The organism is Betaproteobacteria bacterium, from assembly GCA_009377585.1.
GTDB lineage: Bacteria > Pseudomonadota > Gammaproteobacteria > Burkholderiales > WYBJ01 > WYBJ01.
In genome coordinates, this window is sequence record WHTS01000056.1 from 17,215 (window position 1) to 37,442 (window position 20,228).

21 protein-coding genes are annotated in these 20,228 nt (G+C 65.8%); 11 read left to right on the forward strand and 10 right to left on the reverse strand.

Annotated features, from left to right (window positions below; genetic code table 11):
- The 5 genes from GEV05_17565 to GEV05_17585 form a co-directional block, all read left to right on the forward strand.
- The coding region (locus GEV05_17565) for an acetyl-CoA C-acetyltransferase (protein ID MPZ45163.1) at window positions 1-240 on the forward strand (240 nt) is incomplete at its 5' end.
- Window positions 241-384: 144 nt separating this feature from the next.
- The gene (locus tag GEV05_17570) at window positions 385-987 is read left to right on the forward strand and encodes a 2-hydroxychromene-2-carboxylate isomerase (GenBank protein MPZ45164.1); all 603 of its coding nucleotides are present in this window, start codon (window positions 385-387) and stop codon (window positions 985-987) included.
- The gene (locus GEV05_17575; GenBank protein MPZ45165.1) at window positions 987-2,615 is read left to right on the forward strand and encodes a methylcrotonoyl-CoA carboxylase; all 1,629 of its coding nucleotides are present in this window, start codon (window positions 987-989) and stop codon (window positions 2,613-2,615) included. The genes GEV05_17570 and GEV05_17575 overlap by 1 nt, the downstream gene beginning before the upstream one ends.
- A gap of 22 nt (window positions 2,616-2,637) precedes the next feature.
- On the forward strand, window positions 2,638-3,447 hold the full coding sequence (locus GEV05_17580) for an enoyl-CoA hydratase/isomerase family protein (GenBank protein MPZ45166.1): 810 nt from the start codon (window positions 2,638-2,640) through the stop codon (window positions 3,445-3,447).
- Window positions 3,444-4,349: a hydroxymethylglutaryl-CoA lyase gene (locus GEV05_17585; GenBank protein ID MPZ45167.1), complete on the forward strand. Its 906-nt coding sequence runs from the start codon at window positions 3,444-3,446 to the stop codon at window positions 4,347-4,349. The genes GEV05_17580 and GEV05_17585 overlap by 4 nt, the downstream gene beginning before the upstream one ends.
- 277 nt (window positions 4,350-4,626) lie before the next feature.
- On the opposite strand, the gene GEV05_17590 is transcribed toward GEV05_17585, so the two are convergent.
- Window positions 4,627-5,868 carry a DUF445 family protein gene (locus GEV05_17590; protein ID MPZ45168.1) on the reverse strand — a complete coding sequence of 414 codons (1,242 nt, stop codon included), beginning with the start codon at window positions 5,866-5,868 and terminating at the stop codon, window positions 4,627-4,629.
- 70 nt (window positions 5,869-5,938) lie between these two features.
- Between GEV05_17590 and GEV05_17595 the strand changes: the two genes are divergently transcribed.
- Window positions 5,939-6,517, forward strand: coding sequence for a DUF2889 domain-containing protein (locus GEV05_17595; protein MPZ45169.1), 579 nt, complete (start codon window positions 5,939-5,941; stop codon window positions 6,515-6,517).
- A gap of 80 nt (window positions 6,518-6,597) precedes the next feature.
- On the opposite strand, the gene GEV05_17600 is transcribed toward GEV05_17595, so the two are convergent.
- Complete coding sequence (locus GEV05_17600; GenBank protein MPZ45170.1) at window positions 6,598-7,227, reverse strand: arylesterase; 630 nt, start codon at window positions 7,225-7,227, stop codon at window positions 6,598-6,600.
- Window positions 7,224-8,825, reverse strand: coding sequence for an FAD-dependent oxidoreductase (locus GEV05_17605; GenBank protein MPZ45171.1), 1,602 nt, complete (start codon window positions 8,823-8,825; stop codon window positions 7,224-7,226). Before GEV05_17605 ends, GEV05_17600 begins: the two co-directional genes overlap by 4 nt.
- Window positions 8,826-8,898: 73 nt before the next feature.
- On the opposite strand from GEV05_17605, the gene GEV05_17610 reads away from it, so the two are divergent.
- On the forward strand, window positions 8,899-9,366 hold the full coding sequence (locus GEV05_17610) for a hypothetical protein (GenBank protein ID MPZ45172.1): 468 nt from the start codon (window positions 8,899-8,901) through the stop codon (window positions 9,364-9,366).
- Window positions 9,367-9,481: 115 nt separating this feature from the next.
- Here the strand turns inward: GEV05_17610 and GEV05_17615 are convergent, their stop codons facing one another.
- The 3 genes from GEV05_17615 to GEV05_17625 all read right to left on the reverse strand — a co-directional run bounded on the left by GEV05_17615 (window position 9,482) and on the right by GEV05_17625 (window position 12,714).
- The gene (locus GEV05_17615; protein MPZ45173.1) at window positions 9,482-9,829 is read right to left on the reverse strand and encodes a hypothetical protein; all 348 of its coding nucleotides are present in this window, start codon (window positions 9,827-9,829) and stop codon (window positions 9,482-9,484) included.
- A 331-nt stretch (window positions 9,830-10,160) separates the two neighbouring features.
- On the reverse strand, window positions 10,161-10,994 hold the full coding sequence (locus GEV05_17620; GenBank protein MPZ45174.1) for a TIM barrel protein: 834 nt from the start codon (window positions 10,992-10,994) through the stop codon (window positions 10,161-10,163).
- Window positions 10,995-11,136: 142 nt separating this feature from the next.
- On the reverse strand, window positions 11,137-12,714 hold the full coding sequence (locus tag GEV05_17625) for a sulfurtransferase (protein ID MPZ45175.1): 1,578 nt from the start codon (window positions 12,712-12,714) through the stop codon (window positions 11,137-11,139).
- 384 nt (window positions 12,715-13,098) lie between these two features.
- On the opposite strand from GEV05_17625, the gene GEV05_17630 reads away from it, so the two are divergent.
- Complete coding sequence (locus GEV05_17630) at window positions 13,099-13,278, forward strand: hypothetical protein (protein ID MPZ45176.1); 180 nt, start codon at window positions 13,099-13,101, stop codon at window positions 13,276-13,278.
- A 92-nt stretch (window positions 13,279-13,370) separates the two neighbouring features.
- Window positions 13,371-14,165, forward strand: a complete 795-nt coding sequence (locus GEV05_17635) for an enoyl-CoA hydratase/isomerase family protein (protein ID MPZ45177.1) — start codon at window positions 13,371-13,373, stop codon at window positions 14,163-14,165.
- 213 nt (window positions 14,166-14,378) lie between these two features.
- Here GEV05_17635 and GEV05_17640 read toward each other — a convergent pair whose 3' ends face one another.
- The 4 genes from GEV05_17640 to GEV05_17655 all read right to left on the reverse strand — a co-directional run bounded on the left by GEV05_17640 (window position 14,379) and on the right by GEV05_17655 (window position 17,227).
- Window positions 14,379-15,059 carry a glycine zipper 2TM domain-containing protein gene (locus GEV05_17640; GenBank protein ID MPZ45178.1) on the reverse strand — a complete coding sequence of 227 codons (681 nt, stop codon included), beginning with the start codon at window positions 15,057-15,059 and terminating at the stop codon, window positions 14,379-14,381.
- A gap of 35 nt (window positions 15,060-15,094) precedes the next feature.
- Window positions 15,095-16,381, reverse strand: a complete 1,287-nt coding sequence (locus GEV05_17645) for a DUF4147 domain-containing protein (GenBank protein MPZ45179.1) — start codon at window positions 16,379-16,381, stop codon at window positions 15,095-15,097.
- A 20-nt stretch (window positions 16,382-16,401) separates the two neighbouring features.
- Window positions 16,402-16,938 carry a TIM barrel protein gene (locus GEV05_17650; GenBank protein ID MPZ45180.1) on the reverse strand — a complete coding sequence of 179 codons (537 nt, stop codon included), beginning with the start codon at window positions 16,936-16,938 and terminating at the stop codon, window positions 16,402-16,404.
- 193 nt (window positions 16,939-17,131) lie between these two features.
- On the reverse strand, window positions 17,132-17,227 hold the full coding sequence (locus GEV05_17655) for a VPDSG-CTERM sorting domain-containing protein (GenBank protein MPZ45181.1): 96 nt from the start codon (window positions 17,225-17,227) through the stop codon (window positions 17,132-17,134).
- A 149-nt stretch (window positions 17,228-17,376) separates the two neighbouring features.
- On the opposite strand from GEV05_17655, the gene GEV05_17660 reads away from it, so the two are divergent.
- Entirely contained in the window at window positions 17,377-18,456 is a 1,080-nt protein-coding gene (locus GEV05_17660) for an alpha/beta hydrolase fold domain-containing protein (protein MPZ45182.1), read from the forward strand.
- Between the two features lie 340 nt (window positions 18,457-18,796).
- Window positions 18,797-19,831, forward strand: a complete 1,035-nt coding sequence (locus GEV05_17665; GenBank protein MPZ45183.1) for an isopenicillin N synthase family oxygenase — start codon at window positions 18,797-18,799, stop codon at window positions 19,829-19,831.
- Window positions 19,832-20,228 lie beyond the last annotated feature (397 nt).

Below are 20,228 nucleotides of genomic sequence, written 5' to 3' on the forward strand. Positions count from 1 at the left end.
GAGGTGAACGAGGCGTTCGCCGTGGTCACCATGGCGGCGATGCAGGATCTGGCGCTCCCGCACGAAAAAGTGAACGTTCATGGCGGCGCGTGCGCGCTGGGCCATCCGATCGGCGCCTCGGGCGCACGCATCCTCGTCACGCTGCTCGCAGCCCTGAAGAAATACGACTTGCGCCGTGGCGTGGCGTCGCTGTGCATCGGCGGCGGCGAAGCGACTGCGATGGCCGTGGAACGGCTCTAGTGTGGTGAATCTTGAATTCGTCGTAATTCGTCATTCCCGCGCAAGCGGGAATCCAGAACGAGACTCCACCTGGGCCCCCGCGTTCGCGGGGGTGACGAACTTCTGACTCGGGACACTAGTAACAGGGAACAGGAAGAGGACAGGATGCCGGCACCGATCGAGTTCTACTTCGACTTCTCCTCGCCCTACGGCTACATTGCAAGCACCCGCATCGACGCGATCGCGGCCAGGCACAGCCGCACTGTCAACTGGCATCCGGTTCTCCTCGGCGCCGTGTTCAGGGTGACCGGCGGCGCGCCGCTCGCCAGCATTCCGCTCAAGGGCCCTTATTCCGAGCGCGACATGGCGCGCACGGCGCGGCTCATGGGCATAGCGTTCAAATTGCCCTCGAAATTTCCTATCCCCACCCAGGCGGCGGCGCGCCTGATGCTGTGGGTGCAAGGCGCCGATCCACAGGGTGCGAAGCGGCTTGCGGCAGCGCTTTATCGCGGCTACTTCACCGAAGACCAGGACATCTCCGACCCGGCGACCTGTGCCGACATCGCGGCGCAGTGCGGCCACGAGCGCGAACAGGCGCTGGCCGGGTTGAACGACGCGGGCGTCAAGGACAGGCTGCGCGCCGAAATCGACGCTGCCATGGCGCGCGGCGTGTTCGGCTCGCCCTACTTCATCGTCGACGACGAACCGTTCTGGGGTGCCGACCGTCTCGACCAGGTGGAGCGCTGGCTCGCGACCGGCGGCTGGTAATGAGCGTACTGAAGTCGCGCCTGCGCCCGGACTCGGACGAGTACCGCGAAAACGCGGCTGCGATGCAGGCGATAGTCGCGGACCTACGCGACAAGCACGCTCGCGTCCGGATGGGCGGGGACGCTCTAGCACGCGAACGTCATAGCGCCCGCGGCAAGTTGTTGCCGCGTGAGCGGATCGCTCGCCTCATCGACCCGGGGAGCGAATTCCTCGAGCTCTCCGCGCTTGCCGGGTGGGATCTATACGACAACCAGGTGCCGTCCGCGGGCATCATCACCGGCATCGGGCGCGTGCAAGGCGTCGACTGCGTGCTGATCGCCAACGATGCGACGGTGAAGGGTGGCACCTATTTCCCGTTGACGGTGAAAAAGCACCTGCGCGCGCAGGAGATCGCGGCCGAGAACCGGCTGCCGTGCGTCTACCTGGTCGATTCCGGCGGCGCGCACCTGCCCAGCCAGGACGAAGTCTTTCCCGACCGGGACCACTTCGGGCGCATCTTCTACAACCAGGCGACGCTGTCCGCACGCGGCATCGCGCAGATCGCTGTCGTCATGGGCTCGTGCACCGCGGGCGGCGCCTACGTGCCTGCGATGTCCGACGAGACCATCATCGTGCGCAATCAAGGCACGATCTTTCTCGGCGGGCCGCCGCTGGTGCGGGCCGCGACCGGCGAAGTGGTCGATGCCGAAACGCTCGGCGGCGGCGACGTGCACACCAAGACCTCGGGCGTGGCCGATCATCTCGCGCACGACGATGCGCACGCGCTCGAGATCGCGCGCCGCGCCGTCGCCCATCTCAATGCCGGCCAGGGTCACGACCGTCGCGTCGCGGACGCGCGTGCGCCCGCGCCGCAGGCGCATCCGCCCCTGTACGATGCCGCCGAGCTCGCCGGCCTGATACCGACCAGCAGCCGCAAGCTCTTCGACATGCGCGAAGTGATCGCGCGCGTGGTCGACGGCTCCGAGCTGCACGAGTTCAAGCAGCGTTACGGCGCCACACTGGTGTGCGGCTTCGCCCACATCGCCGGTTACCCGGTCGGTATCGTCGCCAACAACGGCATTCTCTTCTCCGAATCCGCCCTCAAAGGCACGCACTTCATCGAGCTGTGCGCCCAGCGCGGCATTGCGCTCGTGTTCCTGCAGAACATCACCGGCTTCATGGTGGGCGAGAAATACGAGAGCCGCGGCATCGCCAAGGACGGCGCCAAGATGGTCACGGCAGTGGCCTGCGCGCAAGTCCCGAAATTCACGGTGATCGTGGGCGGAAGCTTCGGCGCGGGCAACTACGGCATGTGCGGTCGGGCGTTCGGGCCGCGCTTTCTGTGGACGTGGCCGAACGCGCGCATCTCGGTGATGGGCGGCGAACAGGCGGCAAACGTGCTCGCACAGGTGCGGCGCGATGCACTGGAGAAGCAAGGCCGGCAATGGCCGGAAGAGGACGAGGCGCGCTTCAAGCAGCCGATCGCCGAGCAGTATGCGCGCCAATCTCATGCCTGTTACGCCACGGCGCGGCTGTGGGACGACGGCATCATCGAGCCCGCCGATACCCGCCGCATGCTGGCTGCGGGCCTGGCTTTGAGCGCCAACGCGCCCGTCGAGCCGACGCGCTTCGGCGTCTTTCGCATGTGAGCGCACGACTATAATCGCAACCATGAGCTCAGCCTGCGTCCTGCTTCATACTGCTGCCAACGGCGTGGCCACGCTCACGTTCGATCGCCCCGATCTGCACAACGCGATCGACGAGGCCACCATCGCCGAATTCAAGGCGGGGCTGGCGAAAGTCGCGGCCGATCCCGACGTGCGCGTGCTGGTGATCGCGGGCAACGGCAAGAGCTTTTGCGCCGGCGCGGATCTCAACTGGATGCAGCGCACCGCCGACTACGACGAGGCGCAGAACTACCGCGATGCGCTCGAATTCACCGAGCTGCTGGCGGCGCTGGATACGATGCCCAAGCCCACGATCGCGCGCGTGCACGGTCCGGCCTACGGCGGCGGCGTGGGCATCGTCGCGGCCTGCGACATCGCGCTCGGCACGCCGCAGGCGGCATTCATGTTCTCCGAAGTGCGCCTGGGGCTCGTGCCGGCGATGATCAGTCCCTATGCGGTGGCGGCGATCGGCGAGCGCCATGCGCGCCGCTACATGTTGAGCGCCGAGCGCATCGATGCGGCCGAAGCGCTGCGCATCGGGCTGCTGCATGAAATGTGCGATGCGGCCGAGCTGGATGCGCGCATCGGCAAGCTGGTCGAGCAGATGCTGCGCGGCGGGCCGGAATCGATCGCCCGCAGCAAGGCGCTGGTCGCGCGGGTCGCGCACGGCCCGATCGACACGGCCATGAAGGACTACACGGCGCGCACAATCGCAGCAGTGCGGGCGGGAAGCGAAGGCAAGGAAGGCATCGCCGCCTTCCTGGAGAAGCGACTGCCTGCGTGGGTACGGCCGAACGAAGGAGCGAAGCGATGAGCCTTCCGCGCAAGGTGCGCCTGTTCGAAGTCGGGCCACGCGACGGCCTGCAGAACGAGAAGGAAATCGTCCCGGTCGAAGTCAAAGTGGGCCTGATAGACCGGCTCACGCAAGCGGGTCTACCGGTGATCGAAGCCACCAGCTTCGTCTCGCCGAAGTGGATTCCGCAGCTTGCCGATGCCGCCGAAGTGCTTGCCCGGATCGAACGCAAGCCCGGCGTCAGCTACCCGGTGCTGGTACCCAATCGCAAGGGGCTCGACGCCGCCATTGCCGCCGGCTGTGAGGAGATCGTGATCTTCGGCGCCGCGACCGAAACATTCTCCAAGCGCAATACCAACTGCACCATCGCCGAGAGCATCGCTCGCTTCAGTGAAGTCTGTGTGCACGCGCTGGAGCACGGCATCCGCGTGCGCGGCGATGTCTCGGTCTGCCTCGGCTGCCCCTACGAAGGCGACGTCGCACCGGAGCAGGTGAGCGCGGTGGCGCGCGACATGTACGCGCTCGGTTGCTACGAAATCTGCATCGCGGACACCATCGGCGTCGGTACGCCGGGCAAGACGCGGGCAGTTTTCGACGCGGTGGGGCGCCATGTTCCGATCGAAAAGCTCGCCGGGCACTTCCACGATACCTACGGCCAAGCGCTCGCCAACACCTACGCCGCGATGGAATGCGGCGTCGCCGTGTTCGACAGCTCGGTGGCCGGTCTCGGCGGCTGTCCCTATGCCAAGGGCGCGACCGGCAACCTCGCCACCGAGGACCTGCTCTACATGCTGCAGGGGCTGGATATCGAGACCGGCGTCGACATGGAAAAGCTGGTCGAGGCCGGTCGATTCATCTGCGATCATCTCGGCCGACCCACCGGCTCGCGCGTGGCTCGCGCGCTGGCTGCGAAGGCCGCCTGAGGCGACCGACCACGTCGTTCCCGGAAGTCGCCGTCGGACCACCCCGTCCGCGACTCGGTCGCGTCCCGCCCCTCCTTGTCAGGAGGGGAACGTTTGGACCCTCCCCGCCTCATCCTCGTGAGAGACTGGGAAGCAGCACGCGCTCCCCTCCTCGTCGAAGCACGCGCTCCCCTCCTCGTCGAGGAGGGGCGGGACGCGACCGCGTCGCGGACGGGGTGGTCGGCTGCGACGTCAGACCACACCTCCCCCGAGACAGGTGGTGTGGTTGACGTGTTTCTCAGAAGAGCTCGGTCACGGCATGCAGCAGCAGACCGACCAACCCGCCGACCAGCGTGCCGTTGATGCGGATGTACTGCAGGTCCTTGCCGATTTCGAGCTCCATCTTCTGCGTGACTTCGCGCGTGTCCCAACCGCGCACCACTTCGGTGATGAGGCCCGAAACCTGGTGGCGGTGACGCACCACCGAGCGCTCCACGGTATGCAGAATCCAGGCATTGAGCTTCGCCTGCAGTGCCTCGTCCTCGGCGAGACCCGTCCCGAGCTTGCGCACGATCTCGCAAATGTGCCCGCGAATGAGCGAGTGCTCGGCCGCAACGTCGGCCTTGAGCCGCTCCCGAATATCCTCCCACACGACCTGGTAGTACTTCTCGCGTTCCAGGTGCGTCAGCAGCTCCTGCTTGAGCGCTTCGGCATGCATGCGGTATTCCGGCGAAGTGGCGAGCTTGTCGATGAACTGTTCGGTCGCGACATCGAATTGGCGCCGGATATCGTGCCCGGGGTTCTGCGCCACTTCGTGCGAAAGTGCGATGATGCCGGCGATGAACTTGGACACGACGTAGCGATCGAAAACGCGCGGCGTGTATTTCGAGGCAGCGCTGAATTTTTCCGTGAGCATCGCCTCGTTCGCGGCCAGCCAGCTTTCCATCGAGCGCAGCGCACGATCGAGCAGCGCCTGATGACGTCCGCCGGCAGTCAGCGTCCCCAGCATGCCGCTCGCCATGTCCGCCACGTCGATCTTGCGGATCTGCGAGCTGATGGCACGGTCGAACAGGCGCTTCACGTCCTCGTCGCCCAGGGCGTTCAGCATGCCGGGTATGAACGTGCACAGACGGGCCGCGATGTCCTCCGCGTTCTCCGGGCGCGCCAGCCAGCGCGCGCCTTCGAGGCTCAAGTTTCGCTCCTCGAGCTTGCGCACGACGTTCTCCGCGGTGAGGAAGTTGTGCTCGACGAAATGACCGAGGCTCTCGCCGATCCGATCCTTGTTTTGAGGCACGATCGCGGTGTGCGGCAACGGCAGTCCGAGCGGATGATGAAACAGGGCGACCACCGCGAACCAATCGGCAATCGCGCCCACGGTGGCCGCAGCCGCGAACGCCTGCACCCACTTGAGCCATGGATGCCAATCTTCGAACGCCACACTGAGCGCGAGCAGCACCAGCATGGCGACGAGCAGCGCGGTGGCAAGGCGCTGCATCCCGCGCAGCCGCGCCAGTTTCTCTTCGGTAAGCGGATCGTTCATGAAGCGGCTCCGTCGCGTATGATAGCAACGCTCACTTCACACACACGCAGGCGCAGAACGAGGAAACGAAATGCCGCTGCCGAAAGCAACCGCACGCAAGCTCATGCATACCCGCAGCATCGACTGCCGCGGCTACGAGCGCGACGACGGCCTCTGGGACATCGAAGGCCATCTCACCGACATGAAGTCCTATACCTGGAAGGATCGCGGCGGCGCGACGGCGCTCGCCGCCGGCGAGCCCGCCCATGACATGTGGCTCCGCATCACCATCGACATCGACATGCACATTCACGACGCGGTCGCGGTCACCGACGCCGGCCCGTTCGCCCCGTGCGGCGACATCACGCCCAAGTTCGCGGCGCTCAAGGGCAAGCGCATCGGGCGCGGCTGGCTGAAGGAATTGCGCGACGCGATCGGCGGGCCCAACGGCTGCACCCACCAGTGGGAGCTCCTGGGACGCATCGCGACGGTGGCGTACCAGACGACCAACGTGGCGCGCCGGCGCCGCCCGCGCCAGCCGGGGGAGATACCCTTCGTCTTCAATACCTGCCACATGTATACGCCGACGAGCCCCGAGACGCTCAAGCGCTGGCCCGATCTGTACACGGGCCCGCGTGCGCGCAAAGGCCAGGCGGATCAAACCGCTTGAGCCGCACGGCCCCATCGCTCTTGCCATCGCGCCCAAGCTGACCGAGCGGCTCGGCCAGCAAGTGATCGTCGAGCATCGCGCTACAACGCACCGTGTTGCCTGAGCAGCGCGGCGACGGCCTCGGCGATGCGCCGATAGCCGTTGGCGTTGGGATGGATCGGGTCCGACTTGAGCCCGGGATCGCGCAGCACGGTGTTGATCGCCTCGCCCTCGTACACCAGGCCGTATTCGTCCGCGAGGTCGGCATAAAAGGTCGCCGATCCGCCGAACAGCGCCGGCCGCGGCACCCCGAGCAGCACGACCGCCGTGCCGCGGCTTCCCGCCGCTGCAATCATCGCGCGCAAATTGGCGACGATGGTTGCGTCGTTCACCCGCCGCAGCATGTCGTTGCCGCCCAGGCACAACAGCACGATCTTCGGCCGGTGCGTATCGAGCGCCTGGCTCAACCGGCGCAAGCCCTGGGCCGTCACCTCGCCCGGCACGCCGGCGCGCACCACCTTGCGCTTGATGAGCGCGGCGAGCACGTCGGGATAGCTCTCCTCGTCGCGTGCGCCGGTGCCGAAAGTGAGACTGTCGCCGAATGCGAGCACCACGTCGTCGGGCCCGAGCTGCGGCAGTTTCGGTTCCTTGCCACCGCAGGCAGCCAACGCCAGCAGCACGCACAACACGGCCGCGCAGCGTCCGATCCAGGACCCGGGCAAGCGCATCATCGCTTCAGCCTTCGCCAGTCGCGCAGGATCTCGCGCGCCGCATTCATGCCGGGCAGACCCGTGACGCCGCCCCCGGGATGGGTGCCGGCGCCGCACATGTAAAGTCCCGCGATCGGTCCGCGATAGGCGCCGTAGCCGAGCACCGGCCGCGCCGCCCACAGCTGGTCGAGCGTCAATGCGCCGTGAAAAATATCGCCGCCCACGAGCCCGAAGCGCCGCTCCAGGTCCAGGGGCGAGAGCGCGCTGCGCGCGATCACGGAGCCGCGGAAGTTCGGCGCGTAGCGCGTCACGGTATCGATCACGAGGTCGGCGGCCCGATCGCGTTCGGCATCCCAGTCGCGCCCGTCCGGCAGTTGCGGCGCGAAGTGCTGGCAGAAAAGACTCGCCACATGACGGCCCTCGGGGGCGAGGCTCGTATCCAGCGTGCTCGGTATCAGCATCTCGACCACCGGTTGCCGCGACCAGCCTTGCGCGCGCGCATCTGCATAAGCCTGCTCCATGTACGCAAGCGAAGGCGCCATGATGATGCCGGCGCCATGATGCGGGCCGGGCTGTGGGGCGCACTCGAAGCGCGGCAGCTCGGACAGTGCGACATTCATGCGAAACGTGGCCGAAGCACACTTATAGGCGCGCATGCGGCGCAGGAAGTCGGCATCGAGCAGGGCCGGATCGAGCAGCTGCAGGTAGAGCAGCCGCGGATTGAGGTTGGAGATCACGCAGCGCGCCTCGAACTCACGGCCATCATCGAGCGCGATGCCGCATGCCCGATCGCGCACCACGTTGACTTTTGCAACCGGCGTCCCGGTGAAAATCGCGACACCGAGTCGTTCGGCTTCCCGGCGCATCGCTTGCGTGATTGCCCCCATCCCGCCGATCGCATGACCCCAGGCGCCGCGCACGCCGTTCACTTCGCCGAATACGTGATGCAACAGCACGTACGCGGTTCCGGGGGCATAGGGGCTGGCGAAATTGCCGACGATCGCGTCGAAACCGAAGCACGCCTTGAGTGGCGCACCCTCGAACCACGCGTCGAGCAGGTCCCCGGCACTCTTGGTGAAGAGATCCAGCAGGTCGCGCCGCGCCGGCATGTCGAGCCCTCGCAGCTCATAGGCGGTGCGAAGCCCGGCCACCAGGTCGGCAAACCCGCCGCCCACGTTCGGCGGCGTCCGGACCGCAAGGCTGCGTAGCGTATCGGCCACGCGGCCCAGCATTGTCTGGTAGGCCGGCAATCGCTCGGCATCGCGCGACGAAAATCGGGCGACCTCGGCACGCACATCGGCATCGGTTGGCCCCATGCGCAGGCAATCGCCGTTGGCCAGCGGCAGAAAATTCGCCATCGGCCGCTGCACGATGTGAAGCCCATGCTGATCGAGGCTCAAGTCCCGGATGACCTTGGGGTGCAGCAGGCTGACGGTATAGGCGGCAACCGAATTGCGAAATCCGGGATGGAACTCCTCGGTGATCGCAGCGCCACCGACCTCCGGGGCACGCTCGAACAGGCCGACTTTCAGGCCCGCTTGCGCGAGATAACACGCACAGGTGAGGCCGTTATGCCCGCCGCCGATCACGATTGCGTCGAATTGCGAGGTCTCACCCATTCGTTTCGCGCCCGAGGCGCTTGTCGAGCCCGATGTTTTCGGATTCTAATGCGTCGATCCGGGTCTAAACGCCATGCGAATCTTCGCCACTTACCTGAGCATCCTTCTCGTCGCGTTGCTCGCTGCGTGCGCCACCACCACCAGTGTGGTCATGCTCGACCCGGACAAGCAGTATCCGCCCACCAAGTCGGTGCAGATCCTGCTCAAACCGCCGGACCGGCCCTATGTCGAGATCGCGAAACTGGAGTCGCAGGGCATTCCCGGCGAACCGGAGCCCTCGGTGCTGGAGGATGCGCGCGAGCGTGCAGCAAAGATCGGGGCGGACGCGATCATCGTGCAGGAAAGCAACAGCGTCTATCAGCCGCCGGTCGTCATGTACGATCCGTGGCCGGCGTATCTGCCCTGGTATTACGATCGCTGGTACGGCTACGGCTATCCGTACTGGTACTACCCGTCGCCGTTCGCGTTCGGGCCGTATACGCATACGCTGCCCGGCGGCAACGCCTACACCGTGCGCTCGATCGCGATCAAATTCAAGTAAGACGTGCGATCCCGTCCGACGCGCTTGTCAGCCGAATTCCGACACGAAACAGGGAACAGAGGGAAGGAAGCCCTCGGCGCGCGCGTTGCGCGCCGGTCGTGCGCGGTGCCGCGTTTCAGTGCGCGATGCTGTCGGAATACGCTTCGCTGCGCGAGACTTGCGCCGCGGCTTGCTCGCGCGTGTAGAAACGGCTGTCCAGCGTGAATCCCGAAATCACGGTGCCCACCACTTGCGACGGGCGTCCGTACCGATCGCGGGCGACCACCAATTCGTCCGGCAATCCGTCGAGGACATGAAACGCCGCCGGGCGGCCGTCGGCAAACGTGCAGCCATAGACCTTGCCTGTGCGCGTATCCATGAACGCCGGGACGAATCCGAGGTGCCGATTCTCGCTGCTCACGCCGCCGGTTCCCCGATGCGCGGCTTGCTCCAGCTCCAGGTACCGCTTGCTCAACGTCAACATGTAACAACGCTCCTGTGTCGCGCCGACGCTACTAAACCGATGCCTGCTGCCATTATCGGCGCGCCGGCGTCAAGGTGAAGGCTTGTTCAATGCCCATACTCGACGCCATTTCGAAACATGCTGCACAACGACCCATACGAGTGTCAATAAAGTCCGATCCACGATTGCCCCAGCCGAAGCCGGTTGTGGCATTCCTGCGTCGTTTCTCTTGGACGTGACAAAGCGAATAGCGTACCCGCTCACGCAGCACAGTCGCACGCGGGCGCAACTACGCCGATGTAGCGACGAGCACAACGTGGGATCGGGAGCTGCGCGGCGAGCAACTGTAAGATCAATCGACACTCACTCCGGCCGCACGCGCGATGGCAACGAGACCCGCACGCGCCGCCAACATGTCGTCGAGCGTTCCGAATGCGTTGGTGTAGTGACCGCTGAAGCCGGCGGCTTCGATGCGCTCGAACATCCGGCCGAAATCGAGATCGCCCTGCCCGGGCAGCAGGTGAACCTCATGGCCGTTGCGGAAGCAATCGGCCAGGCGCACCTCTCCGACGCGACGGAAATCCAGTGCATCGACGAATCCGTCGACGCCTTCGGACACCAGGTGCGCATGATTGACGGTGAACGACAAGCGAAAGCTCGGCGAATCGATCCGCTCGTAGTAGTAGCGCCATTCCTCGAGCGTGTGCGCGAGGTAATGCACCTCGGCGGCCTGTGGCTCCTTGTTGAGATTCTCGAGATACAGGATCGCCCCGCTCTGCTCGGCAGCGGCCACGATGCGCCGGATGCGCTCCAGGCCCGCCTGCATGCGCACTTCCTTGTCGTCGGTGAAGTGATAGCCGGCGTGGATCACGACCCAGCGCGCATCCAGCAGGCGGTACGCATCGAGATACGCGTGCAGGTAACGGTCGACCGCGTCGGCCATCACCGGCGCGTACTCTGCGACGTTCACCGCCGAAGACGTGTGCAGGCCGAGCGCAATGCGGTGGCGTTGGCAGGCCGCACGTACGGCAGACGCCCGGGCTTCGTCGAAGCGCTCCATCGCGTTTTCGCCGGCGTCCAACTGCACGTCGATGAAGCGCACGCCGTGCCGCGCCGCGAGCTCGATGCCCTCTTCCAGTCGAATCTTGCGGCTCAGGTCGATTCCGATGCGATCGAGAAGTGCCATGGCAGCCCACCTTGGAAGGTTTGAATTTGTCTTCCCTCTCCCTTTGGGAGAGGGATCGAGGGTGAGGGAAAATTATGCGCCGTGCGCACCACATCCCTCACCCCCAGCCCCTCTCCCGGGGGGAGAGGGGAGCTTCGAACGCTTAACAGTGCGTGCTTGCCGGCAAGCGGAAGCTCGCGCGCTCGTGCTGGTCGAGCTGGCCCAGCAATCCGGTTTCCCATTCGAGGTAGGCGCGCGCGGCGGCCTTGTTGCCTTCATGGCGATCGTGGACGAAGAAGAGAAAGTCGATCCGCTCGGAATCCGCGGGTTGATCGGGCGTGGCGAGCATGGCAAGGCCGGCCACCTCGCAAGCCGACAGGCCGCCTTCGACGACCCGCACGTCGGTGGCACCGGCGTCGAGCAGGTCGATGGCGGCAAGCTGGGCGACGCGCGCATCGTCCGCGAGCAGCGCGATCGGCTTGTCGGCCGCGGCAAAGTAAGCGGCCACCGGCCGGATGCTCCACACGGCGCCCTCGACATGCGACTTGCGATATGCCGCGCTGGCGCGCAAATCGAGCAAACAGCCACTGCGCAAGAATGGCAACAGCGCCGAGGGCGGCAGCGAGCGCAAGGCAGGAAGGCGCGGTTGCGGTCCGGACGGCACGTTCAACCTGGCTCCAGCACCCTGGCGCAGGACATGCACCTCATGGCCCATCTGCGCAAGCCAGCTGGCACAAACGGGCGCGCGCACCAGATCGGAATCGAACACGACGATGCGTGCATTGCGCACGCCGACATATTGATCCGTCGACTGGATCAGCTGTCCGCCCGGTGCAAGCTGCGCGCCCGGAATCGAGCCCGCCGCAACCTCCTCGGGCGTGCGCACGTCGCACAGGAACACGCTGCGGCTTGCATCCGCAATCCAGCCCGCCACCGTTTCGGCCTCGACGTAGCCCACGCCGTGGCATTCGGCGAGCGCTTGCGCCCGGGCCTGCAAAGCGGAGAGATCGGTGCCGGGCGCGATGGGCGGATACTTGCGATCGGCGCCGCGGTCGAGCGGCAGATCGGCGAGATACCAGCCCTGGGTGCCGTTCTCCAGCGCGAAGACCGGGTTCGGCACGCCGAAGTTGCGCAAGGTCTGGGCGCCCAGGATGCTGCGCGTGCGCCCGGCGCAGTTGACGACGATCTTCGTGTTCGGATTGGCGACCATCGCATCGACGCGATAGGGTAGCTCGCCGTTCGGGCAGCAGGTCCCGGTGGGAATGCTCATCTTGCTGTATTCGCTGAAGGGACGCCCGTCGAGCACCACCACGTCGTCGCCTCGCTCGAGCATCGCGTGAAGCTCGGCCACGCTGACCCGCGGCGTTTCGTAGACGTGCTCGACGAGCTCGCCGAACGTCTTGCTCGGCAGGTTCACGCCCTTGTAGATCGGACGCCCGGAAGCCACCCAGGCGCGCGCTCCGCCCGCGAGCACGAACACGTTGTCATAGCCCAGCGCGCGTAACCGCTCGCAGGCGAGCCGCGCAAGCCGGTCTTCGCCGCCGTCGTGCGCGACGATCCGTGTCCCCGGGCGCGGAATGAGCCGGCCTGCGTCGAGCTCCAGTCGGCTGTAGGGTAGCGAAGTGGCGAAGAACAGATGGCCTTCGCCGAACTGACCGGCTTCGCGCACATCGATCAACGCCAGCTCGTCGCCATCGCGCAACCAGCTTGCGAGCGTGATTGCATCGATCGTATCGCTCATGATCCCCTCCCGTTCGTATGCGGCGCGTTGCAGGCGTGTCGCGCGCGCCGCAGCGGCGATTATAGGACGCGTGTCGCCGCTTTGCGGGCAGCGACGGAAGCTCTACCATAGCGCGCAGCAACGGCCGCCTCGGAGGCGGCGCATCAGCATAGCGCGCGCACGCACCGACGAATCGCGTATGAGCGGCCCGCCCGACGCTCCCCTCTCCCCCCGGGAGAGGGGCTGGGGGTGAGGGAAGAGATGCCGCGCCGGTTCGATAGCGCAATCCACCATGCTGGTATCGTGGCGTCTCTTCCTGAGCTTCGGCGTCGCAACCAGCAGCACTCGATACAGAGGAGAACTTGCATGAACGTGCTCATTCAATATTGCAGCGCCTGAGGCTACCTGCCGCACGCCCTCCGGGTGAGGGACGCGCTGCAGGCCAAAGGCGTCTCCGGCATCGACCTTCAGCCGGGAAAGTCCGGCCAGTTCGACATCACCGTCGACGGCGCGCTGAAGTACTCGCGCTACGACACGGGACGATTTCCCTCGGAGCAGGAGATCGATAGACTTATGGGCTCCTGACCCCGTTCGCTTAAGGACCATGCGTCGCTTCGGTTTCGTTGCACGGCGCGACCTCACGCGACGGGCCACCGATCGAACGACAGAGGATCGCCATGGCGTATAAATGCTTGCTCTACGACGTGCAGAACCGGATCGCGACGCTCACCCTGAACCGGCCGGATCGCTTGAACGCGCTCGGCGACTCGCTGCGCGACGACCTGCACGACGCCATCCTGCGCTCGTCGGCCGACCAAGAGGTGCGTGTCCTGGTGATCACCGGCGCCGGGCGCGGATTCTGTTCCGGCGGCGACGTGAAATCCATGAGCGAGCGCGATCGTGCCGGCGGGGCGGCTTCGTTCGAGGACAAGATCGCGCCGAGCCGCGACCGGACCATCCTCGCCATGCGCGATTGCCCCAAACCGATCATCGCGGCGGTGAACGGACCGGCGGCGGGTGCCGGCATGAATCTCGCGCTCGCGTGCGACATGCGGATCGCATCGACCGCCGCCAAGTTCTCGCAGGCGTTCGTCAAGCGCGGCCTGCATCCGGATTGGGGCGGCAGCTATTTCCTGCCGCGGGTGGTCGGCATTGCGAAAGCGTGCGAGCTGATCTTCACCGGCGACGTGATCGATGCCGAGGAGGCGTACAAGCTCGGTATCGTAAATTCGATTGCTGCGCCCGAGGCGCTGATGGCGAAAACCTACGAGCTTGCCGGCAAGATCGCTGCGGGTCCGCCGATCGCGATTCGTCTTGCCAAGCGCGCGATCTACCACAACCAGGAGGTCGACCTGCGCGCCGGGCTGGAATACGAGACCTACGCGCAGAACCTGTGCCGCGAGACCGAGGACTCGAAGGAAGGTGTGAAGGCGTTCATGGAAAAGCGGGCGCCGAACTTTCGCGGTTGCTGAGGCGTGTAGCCGCCGACGCGCGCAAGCGGGCCGAGCGGTCGATCGCTTTCCGGACAGGTTTGTCGCAATCGCTACGCTTGTCTTCCCTCTCCCTTCGGGAGAGGGATCGAGGGTGAGGGAAATTATGCGCTATGCCTACAACTTCCCTCACCCCCAACCCCTCTCCCGGAGGGAGAGGGGAGCTTTGTGTGCCCGCCAGGCGGGCACACGTCGTTAGAACCCGCTCCCGAGCACCCCGCCGATGACGGCCCCGACCGCGGTGGCTGCCGCCCGATTATGGCGGTCGGCGACCTGGTTGCCGATCACCGCGCCGAGGACCGCGCCGCCCACCGTGCCGATCACCGAGCGCTGATCCGAGTGGTACTGCGGCGGGTAAGCGTATCCGGCGTTGTCGTAACCATAGCCATAGTCATAGCCGTAGCCGCTATCGTATCGGGGCTGTTCCACGTACACCGGCCGATCGACGTATACGGGACGTTCGACCACGACCTTGCGCTCCACCACCCGCACCGGCGGGCGGTGGCGCTCGACGATCACCCTGCGCGTCGTGACGCGCCGGCGATCGTCGTCGCGGTGGATCCGCACGCCGCGAGTATCGCCGCCCCGGTCGTACCAGCGATGATCCGCACGGCGATGCCGGTCGCCCCCATCCGCATAGGCCGGCACGACGGCGGCCGAGGCCAACGCGATTCCGACTGCACCGACTATGTAACGTAGCTTCATGGCAGCTTCCTTTCCTATCGAACGTTCGGAAAGTGGCTGACAAGCCGCTTTCCGCACTGCGCTCCCCTCTCCCTCCGGGAGAGGGGTTGGGGGTGAGGGAGCGAGCGGCAGGTCACTTACCGCAAGCTCGCCGACTGACGCATGCCATTTAACGCCAAAGCCACGGCGCATGACCACACAGGAAGTGCAACAAAGCGTTAGCGCTGTTACACCTGCGGCAGAACCAGGATCGCGCGGAAATCGTTCACGTTGGTGAGCGTCGGCCCGGTCGAGACCAGACCGTCGATCGCGGCAAAGAGCGTGTAGCCGTCGTTCGCCTGCAGCATCGCCTTGGAATCCAGGCCGAGCGCGCGGGCGCGCGCGAGCGAGTCCGGCGTTGCCATGCAGCCGGCATTGTCCTCGGTGCCGTCGATGCCGTCGGTGTCGGCCGCCAGGGCGTACACGTTCGCTTCCCCGTCGAGCGCAAGGGCGAGTGCGAGCAGGAACTCGGCATTGCGGCCGCCGCGGCCGTTACCGCGCACGGTCACGGTCGTCTCGCCGCCGGAAAGGAGCACGCACGGCGCCGGCACCGGCTCGCCGTGGCGCACGACCTGGCGTGCGATTGCCGCCATCACGCGAGCCACCTCGCGCGCTTCGCCTTCGATGCTGTCGCCGAGAATGACGGGGGTCACGCCGGCATCGCGCGCGCTGCCGGCGGCAGCGGTGAGGGCATCCTCGGGCGTTGCGAGCATCACCCATTCGGCGCGGCGCAGGCGTGGATCGCCCGGCTTGGGCGTCTCGTCCGCCGCGCGCTCCAGGTGCGCAACAACCGCGGCAGGCGCCGCGATGGCGTACTTCTCCAGCACCGCGCGTGCATCGGCGTAGGTGGTCGGATCGGCCACTGTCGGTCCCGAAGCGATCACGGCCGGATCATCGCCTGGCACGTCGGAGATCAGCAGGCTCGCCACGCGCGCGGGGTACGCCGCGACCGCGAGCCGTCCGCCCTTGATGCGCGAAAGATGCTTGCGCACGCAATTCATCTCGGCGATGTTGGCCCCGGAGCGCAGCAACGATCGATTGACCGCCTGCTTGTCCTCGAAGCTCACGCCCTCCGCGGGCAGCGTGAGCAGCGCCGAGCCGCCCCCTGAGAGCAGGCAAATGACGAGATCCTCGGCATCGAGCCCGCTCACGAGCGAAAGGATGCGCTCGGCGGCCGCGCGCCCGGCCGCATCGGGCACCGGGTGCGCCGCTTCGACAATTTCGATGCGCCGGCACGGTAGCGCGTGGCCGTAGCGGGTGGCGACCAGCCCCGAGAGCTCGTCCGGCCAATGTTGCTCGAGCACCGCGGCCATCGCGGCGGACGCCTTGCCAGCGCCCACGACGATAGTGCGTCCGGAGCCGGGCCGGGGCAAGTGCGCGGGCAAACAATGCTCCGGCAGCGCGGCCGAAACGGCCGCATCGAACATTCGCCGCAACAAGGTGCAAGGATCGACGGCGATCGACTGCGAGGTCATGGGATCGGCCGCAACATCGTTCAGCGCTTGGGCAAATGGGGGCGGATCCAGCCCAGGCCCGCGACGGTCGTGGTCTTCGGCTTGTACTCGCAGCCGATCCAGCCGCGATAGCCGATACGGTCGACGAAGTCGAACAGGAGCCGGATGCCCGCGGTTTGAAGCTTCGGCGCCGCGAACGCGAGATTGTCGACGAAGGTACGCCTGCAGCGCTCCGGGTCGGCACCCACCGGCGCGATGCCGGCCAGGCAGTTCACCTGCTTGCAGCGCAGCGCCGTGGCGTATTCGATCGTTTGGCCGACGCCGTCCTGGAATTCACCGACGCGATCGGGCAGGCAGGCGATGCCACGGCTGCCCTGTTCCCAATCGCCCGCGGGCATGTTGTGCAGAATCTGCTGCAGCTCATGGGCGGCGAGCTTTTCGGCGAGCTGCGCTTTCGGATAGGCGTAAGGAAACAGGTATTCCACGCCTTCGAAGCCTTCCTTCGCCGCCAGCTCGAATCGATCGAGAAACGACGCTTCGTTGAAAAGCAGCGTGAGGTTCGCACAGAACTTCGGCATCGCGTCCTCCGGAGGTTCGGAAGAAGCGTAGCACAGCGTCCCGGCCGCCCGGGCAGGCGCACGGATCAGGAAGAGGAAAGGGGCGACACGACGAAGGAAGCGGCGACGGGCGCGATGCAGGTAGGCACGAAAACGAATCGCGACCGATTCGGCCGCGATTCGTGGAGTCGCCGGAGGATTCGGAGCGAGTGCGTTACGCCGTGCGCCGGCGGCGGGCGGCGGCGAGCCCGGGAAGGCCGAGGCCCAAGAGGCCGAGCGTCGCGGGCTCCAGGCACCGCTCCTTTGCGATTCAGTATGCAATACGGATGCCGGCAATCGCGAGTTTGTCGTTGATATCTGTAAATATTTTGGACAGAAAGACACTCGACGGAACGCCGTGCAGGAAAACCATCACGCAGTCGAGCGAAGGTCTCGCTGATCGCCTACGCGATCAGCCGGATGTTCTGCATTGCTCGCTGCAGCTTGGCCTGCGTCGACTGTGGGCAGGCGAGTCGCAAGCGTCGATCGGAACGAAGCGCCGGCAACCGCGCACAAGCATCCCTCAATCCATTACTCTTACGAGGACGTAGCGCGGACGCGCCGCGGCTCCGGAAGCTGCGCCCGGGCGGGCGCATGCAGCCGATCGCCGTTTCCTGGAGGAGCACACTCATGGCCAGCGTACTGTCGCGTTACGAGATCGATGTCGAGGACGTCGAATACCTTCGGCACGGCGCCAAGCCTCTGCTCATGCGCCTGTTCAAGCCGCGGGGCGAAGGACCTTTCCCGATCGTCGTGGATGTGCACGGCGGTGCCTGGACCCGCGGCGACCGGACCGACGACACCCCGATCAACGATCCACTCGCTCGAAGCGGCGTGGTGGTCGCTGCGCTGGATTTCCGCCAGCCGCCCGATGCCGGCCACGACGGCGCTCCTGCGGACATCAACTACGCGATTCGGTGGCTCAAGTCGCGGGCCGGCGATTGGAAGGCTCGCGCCGATCGCATCGGCGTGATGGGCATCTCCAGCGGTGGCCAGCAGGTCATGATGGGCGCATTTCGCCATGCCGATCCGCGCTACGCGTCGATACCCTTGGCCGGCAAGGCCGGAATCGATGCCGCTGTGCAATGCGTGATCCTGTGCTGGCCGGTAATCGATCCGCTCGGCCGCTATGAGTACGCGAAGGGGCTCAAGGGCACATCCAAGCCGGGCGCCGAGCTCGCCGAACGCTGGATCGAGGCCCACGAGCAATACTGGGGCAGCGAGCAAGCCATGGCCGACGGTGCGGTGGCGCGTGCGCTCGAGCGCGGCGAAAAGGGCTCGATGCCGCCGGTCATCTATCTGCAGGGCACCGCGGACATCGCGCACCCGCGCCCTTATCTCGACAACTTCGTCGCGGCTTACCGCAAGGCGGGTGGCCGCGTAGAGCAGCAATTCTTCGAGGGCGTGGGAGAAGCGTTCGTCAAGAAGGATCCGAAGTCGGCCGCCTCGATCGCCTGCATCGACAAGATCGTCGAGTTCGTGCATCGCGAGCTCGACTGACGTCGCTCGGCCCGCCGGTGCTGCCGCGCCGGCGGGCCTGCCTGCATCTCAAGGCCCGTTCGCAGCCTCGGTTCCGTCATCATGTCTGTCGCGCGTGCGCCTGCCGTGCATTCGCCTCCGATAGAGGCAACCAGCGCTGGCGACGGAGCGTTTCGATCAGGGTCGCCTGACGCGCAACTTGCGATCGGCCAACACGGCGAAACAGCCGGCGAATGGCTCGAGTCCCCCTTCCTGGGCTATCGCGCGGATTCGACTTACAAGCGTTCATGAGGCTTGCCGATAGCCCGGCATCGAGAGCAGACTATCGCCGATCTCGATTCCATGTCTGTCCGGTGACGCGATGAATATCTTCAAGGCGATGGCGGTGACGAGTGTCGAGGAGGCGACGCGGTCGATTCCAGTGATCGACTTCGGGCCCGCGTTCCGAGAGGAACCCGCCGGACTCGATGCTGTGGCGGCACAGGTCCGCCATGCCTGCGAGCATGTCGGCTTTTTCTACCTGGCCGGCCACGGCGTGCCGCAGGCCATTATCGACGATGCGTTCGCGGCCTCGCGGGAATTCCATGCGCAGCCGCTCGAAGACAAGATGCGGCTCAAGATCAACGAGAACAACATCGGCTACCTGCCAGTCAACCAGAGCATGCAACGTGCTTCGACGGTTCACAAGGCTACCCGGCCGAACTACAACGAGAGCTTCTTCATCAGCCACGACCGCAGCGCCGATCATCCGGACGTCATGGCGGGAGCAACGCCCTTGCGCGGGCGAAACCAATGGCCCGAGGGCCATGAGCAGATGCGTGCTGCCATGATTCGGTACTTCAAAGCCCTCGAGCACGTGGGCGAGCAGATGTTGCCTGTGCTTGCCCGCGCCCTCGACATGCCGACCGGCCACTTCGCGCCCCTGTTCGATAACGAGGCGCACATCAATCTGCGCTTTCTCCATTACCCGCCCCAGGAGAGCCAAGACGACGAGCAATTCGGCCAGGGGCCCCACACCGACAACTCGTTCATCACCTTGCTCGCGCGCGAGGACGTGCCAGGCCTGGCGGTGCGGCTTCCGAGCGGCGAGTGGCTGCCTCCGCCCGTGATTCCGGGGACGTTGCTCGTCAACCTAGGCAACCTCATGAAGCGCTGGTCCAACGACCGGTTCGTCTCCACGCCTCACGGTGTGCTCAACGATTCGGGCAGCGACCGCTACTCGATCGCCTTTTTCTACAGCCCGAACCCGGCATCCGCGATCGAGTGTCTGCCAAGTTGCACGGGACCCGGCAACCCGCCGCGCTATCCGCCGGCGCTCTATCGCGACCTCATTCTCGCCTTCTTCAACGCGAACTACTTTCACCGCAAAGGATACGCCGCGCAAAAGGCGTCATGAGATCGTCGGGGGCTGTAACGACGAAGCGGATGGATCGTGAATGAAGGACGAGTAACCGAAACGCGCGAACGCCCGAATCGCCGGCGCCCGCGCGCGTACTCGAGACGATCACCTCCATCCGCAACCCCAGCAGCACCCGCGGTCCCAGGCGCCGGGATGCGGGCACTCATGCTTTCTCGGTGTGGCTTCAGCCCGCGCACCCGGGAGTAGAAGATCCACTCGCGCAAATTCTCTCCCGTAGAAACTAAAGCGAGCACACTTGCTCCGGATTTCTCAACGAGAGGTTCCAGGAGGTCCTCCATTGGAGCCATGGCTTCTCGCTCTTGCGTAATGGGCAGGCCAGAATCTGACTTGTATTTCCAGAGGCGAGCAAGCGCATCATCTGACGCCGAACGTT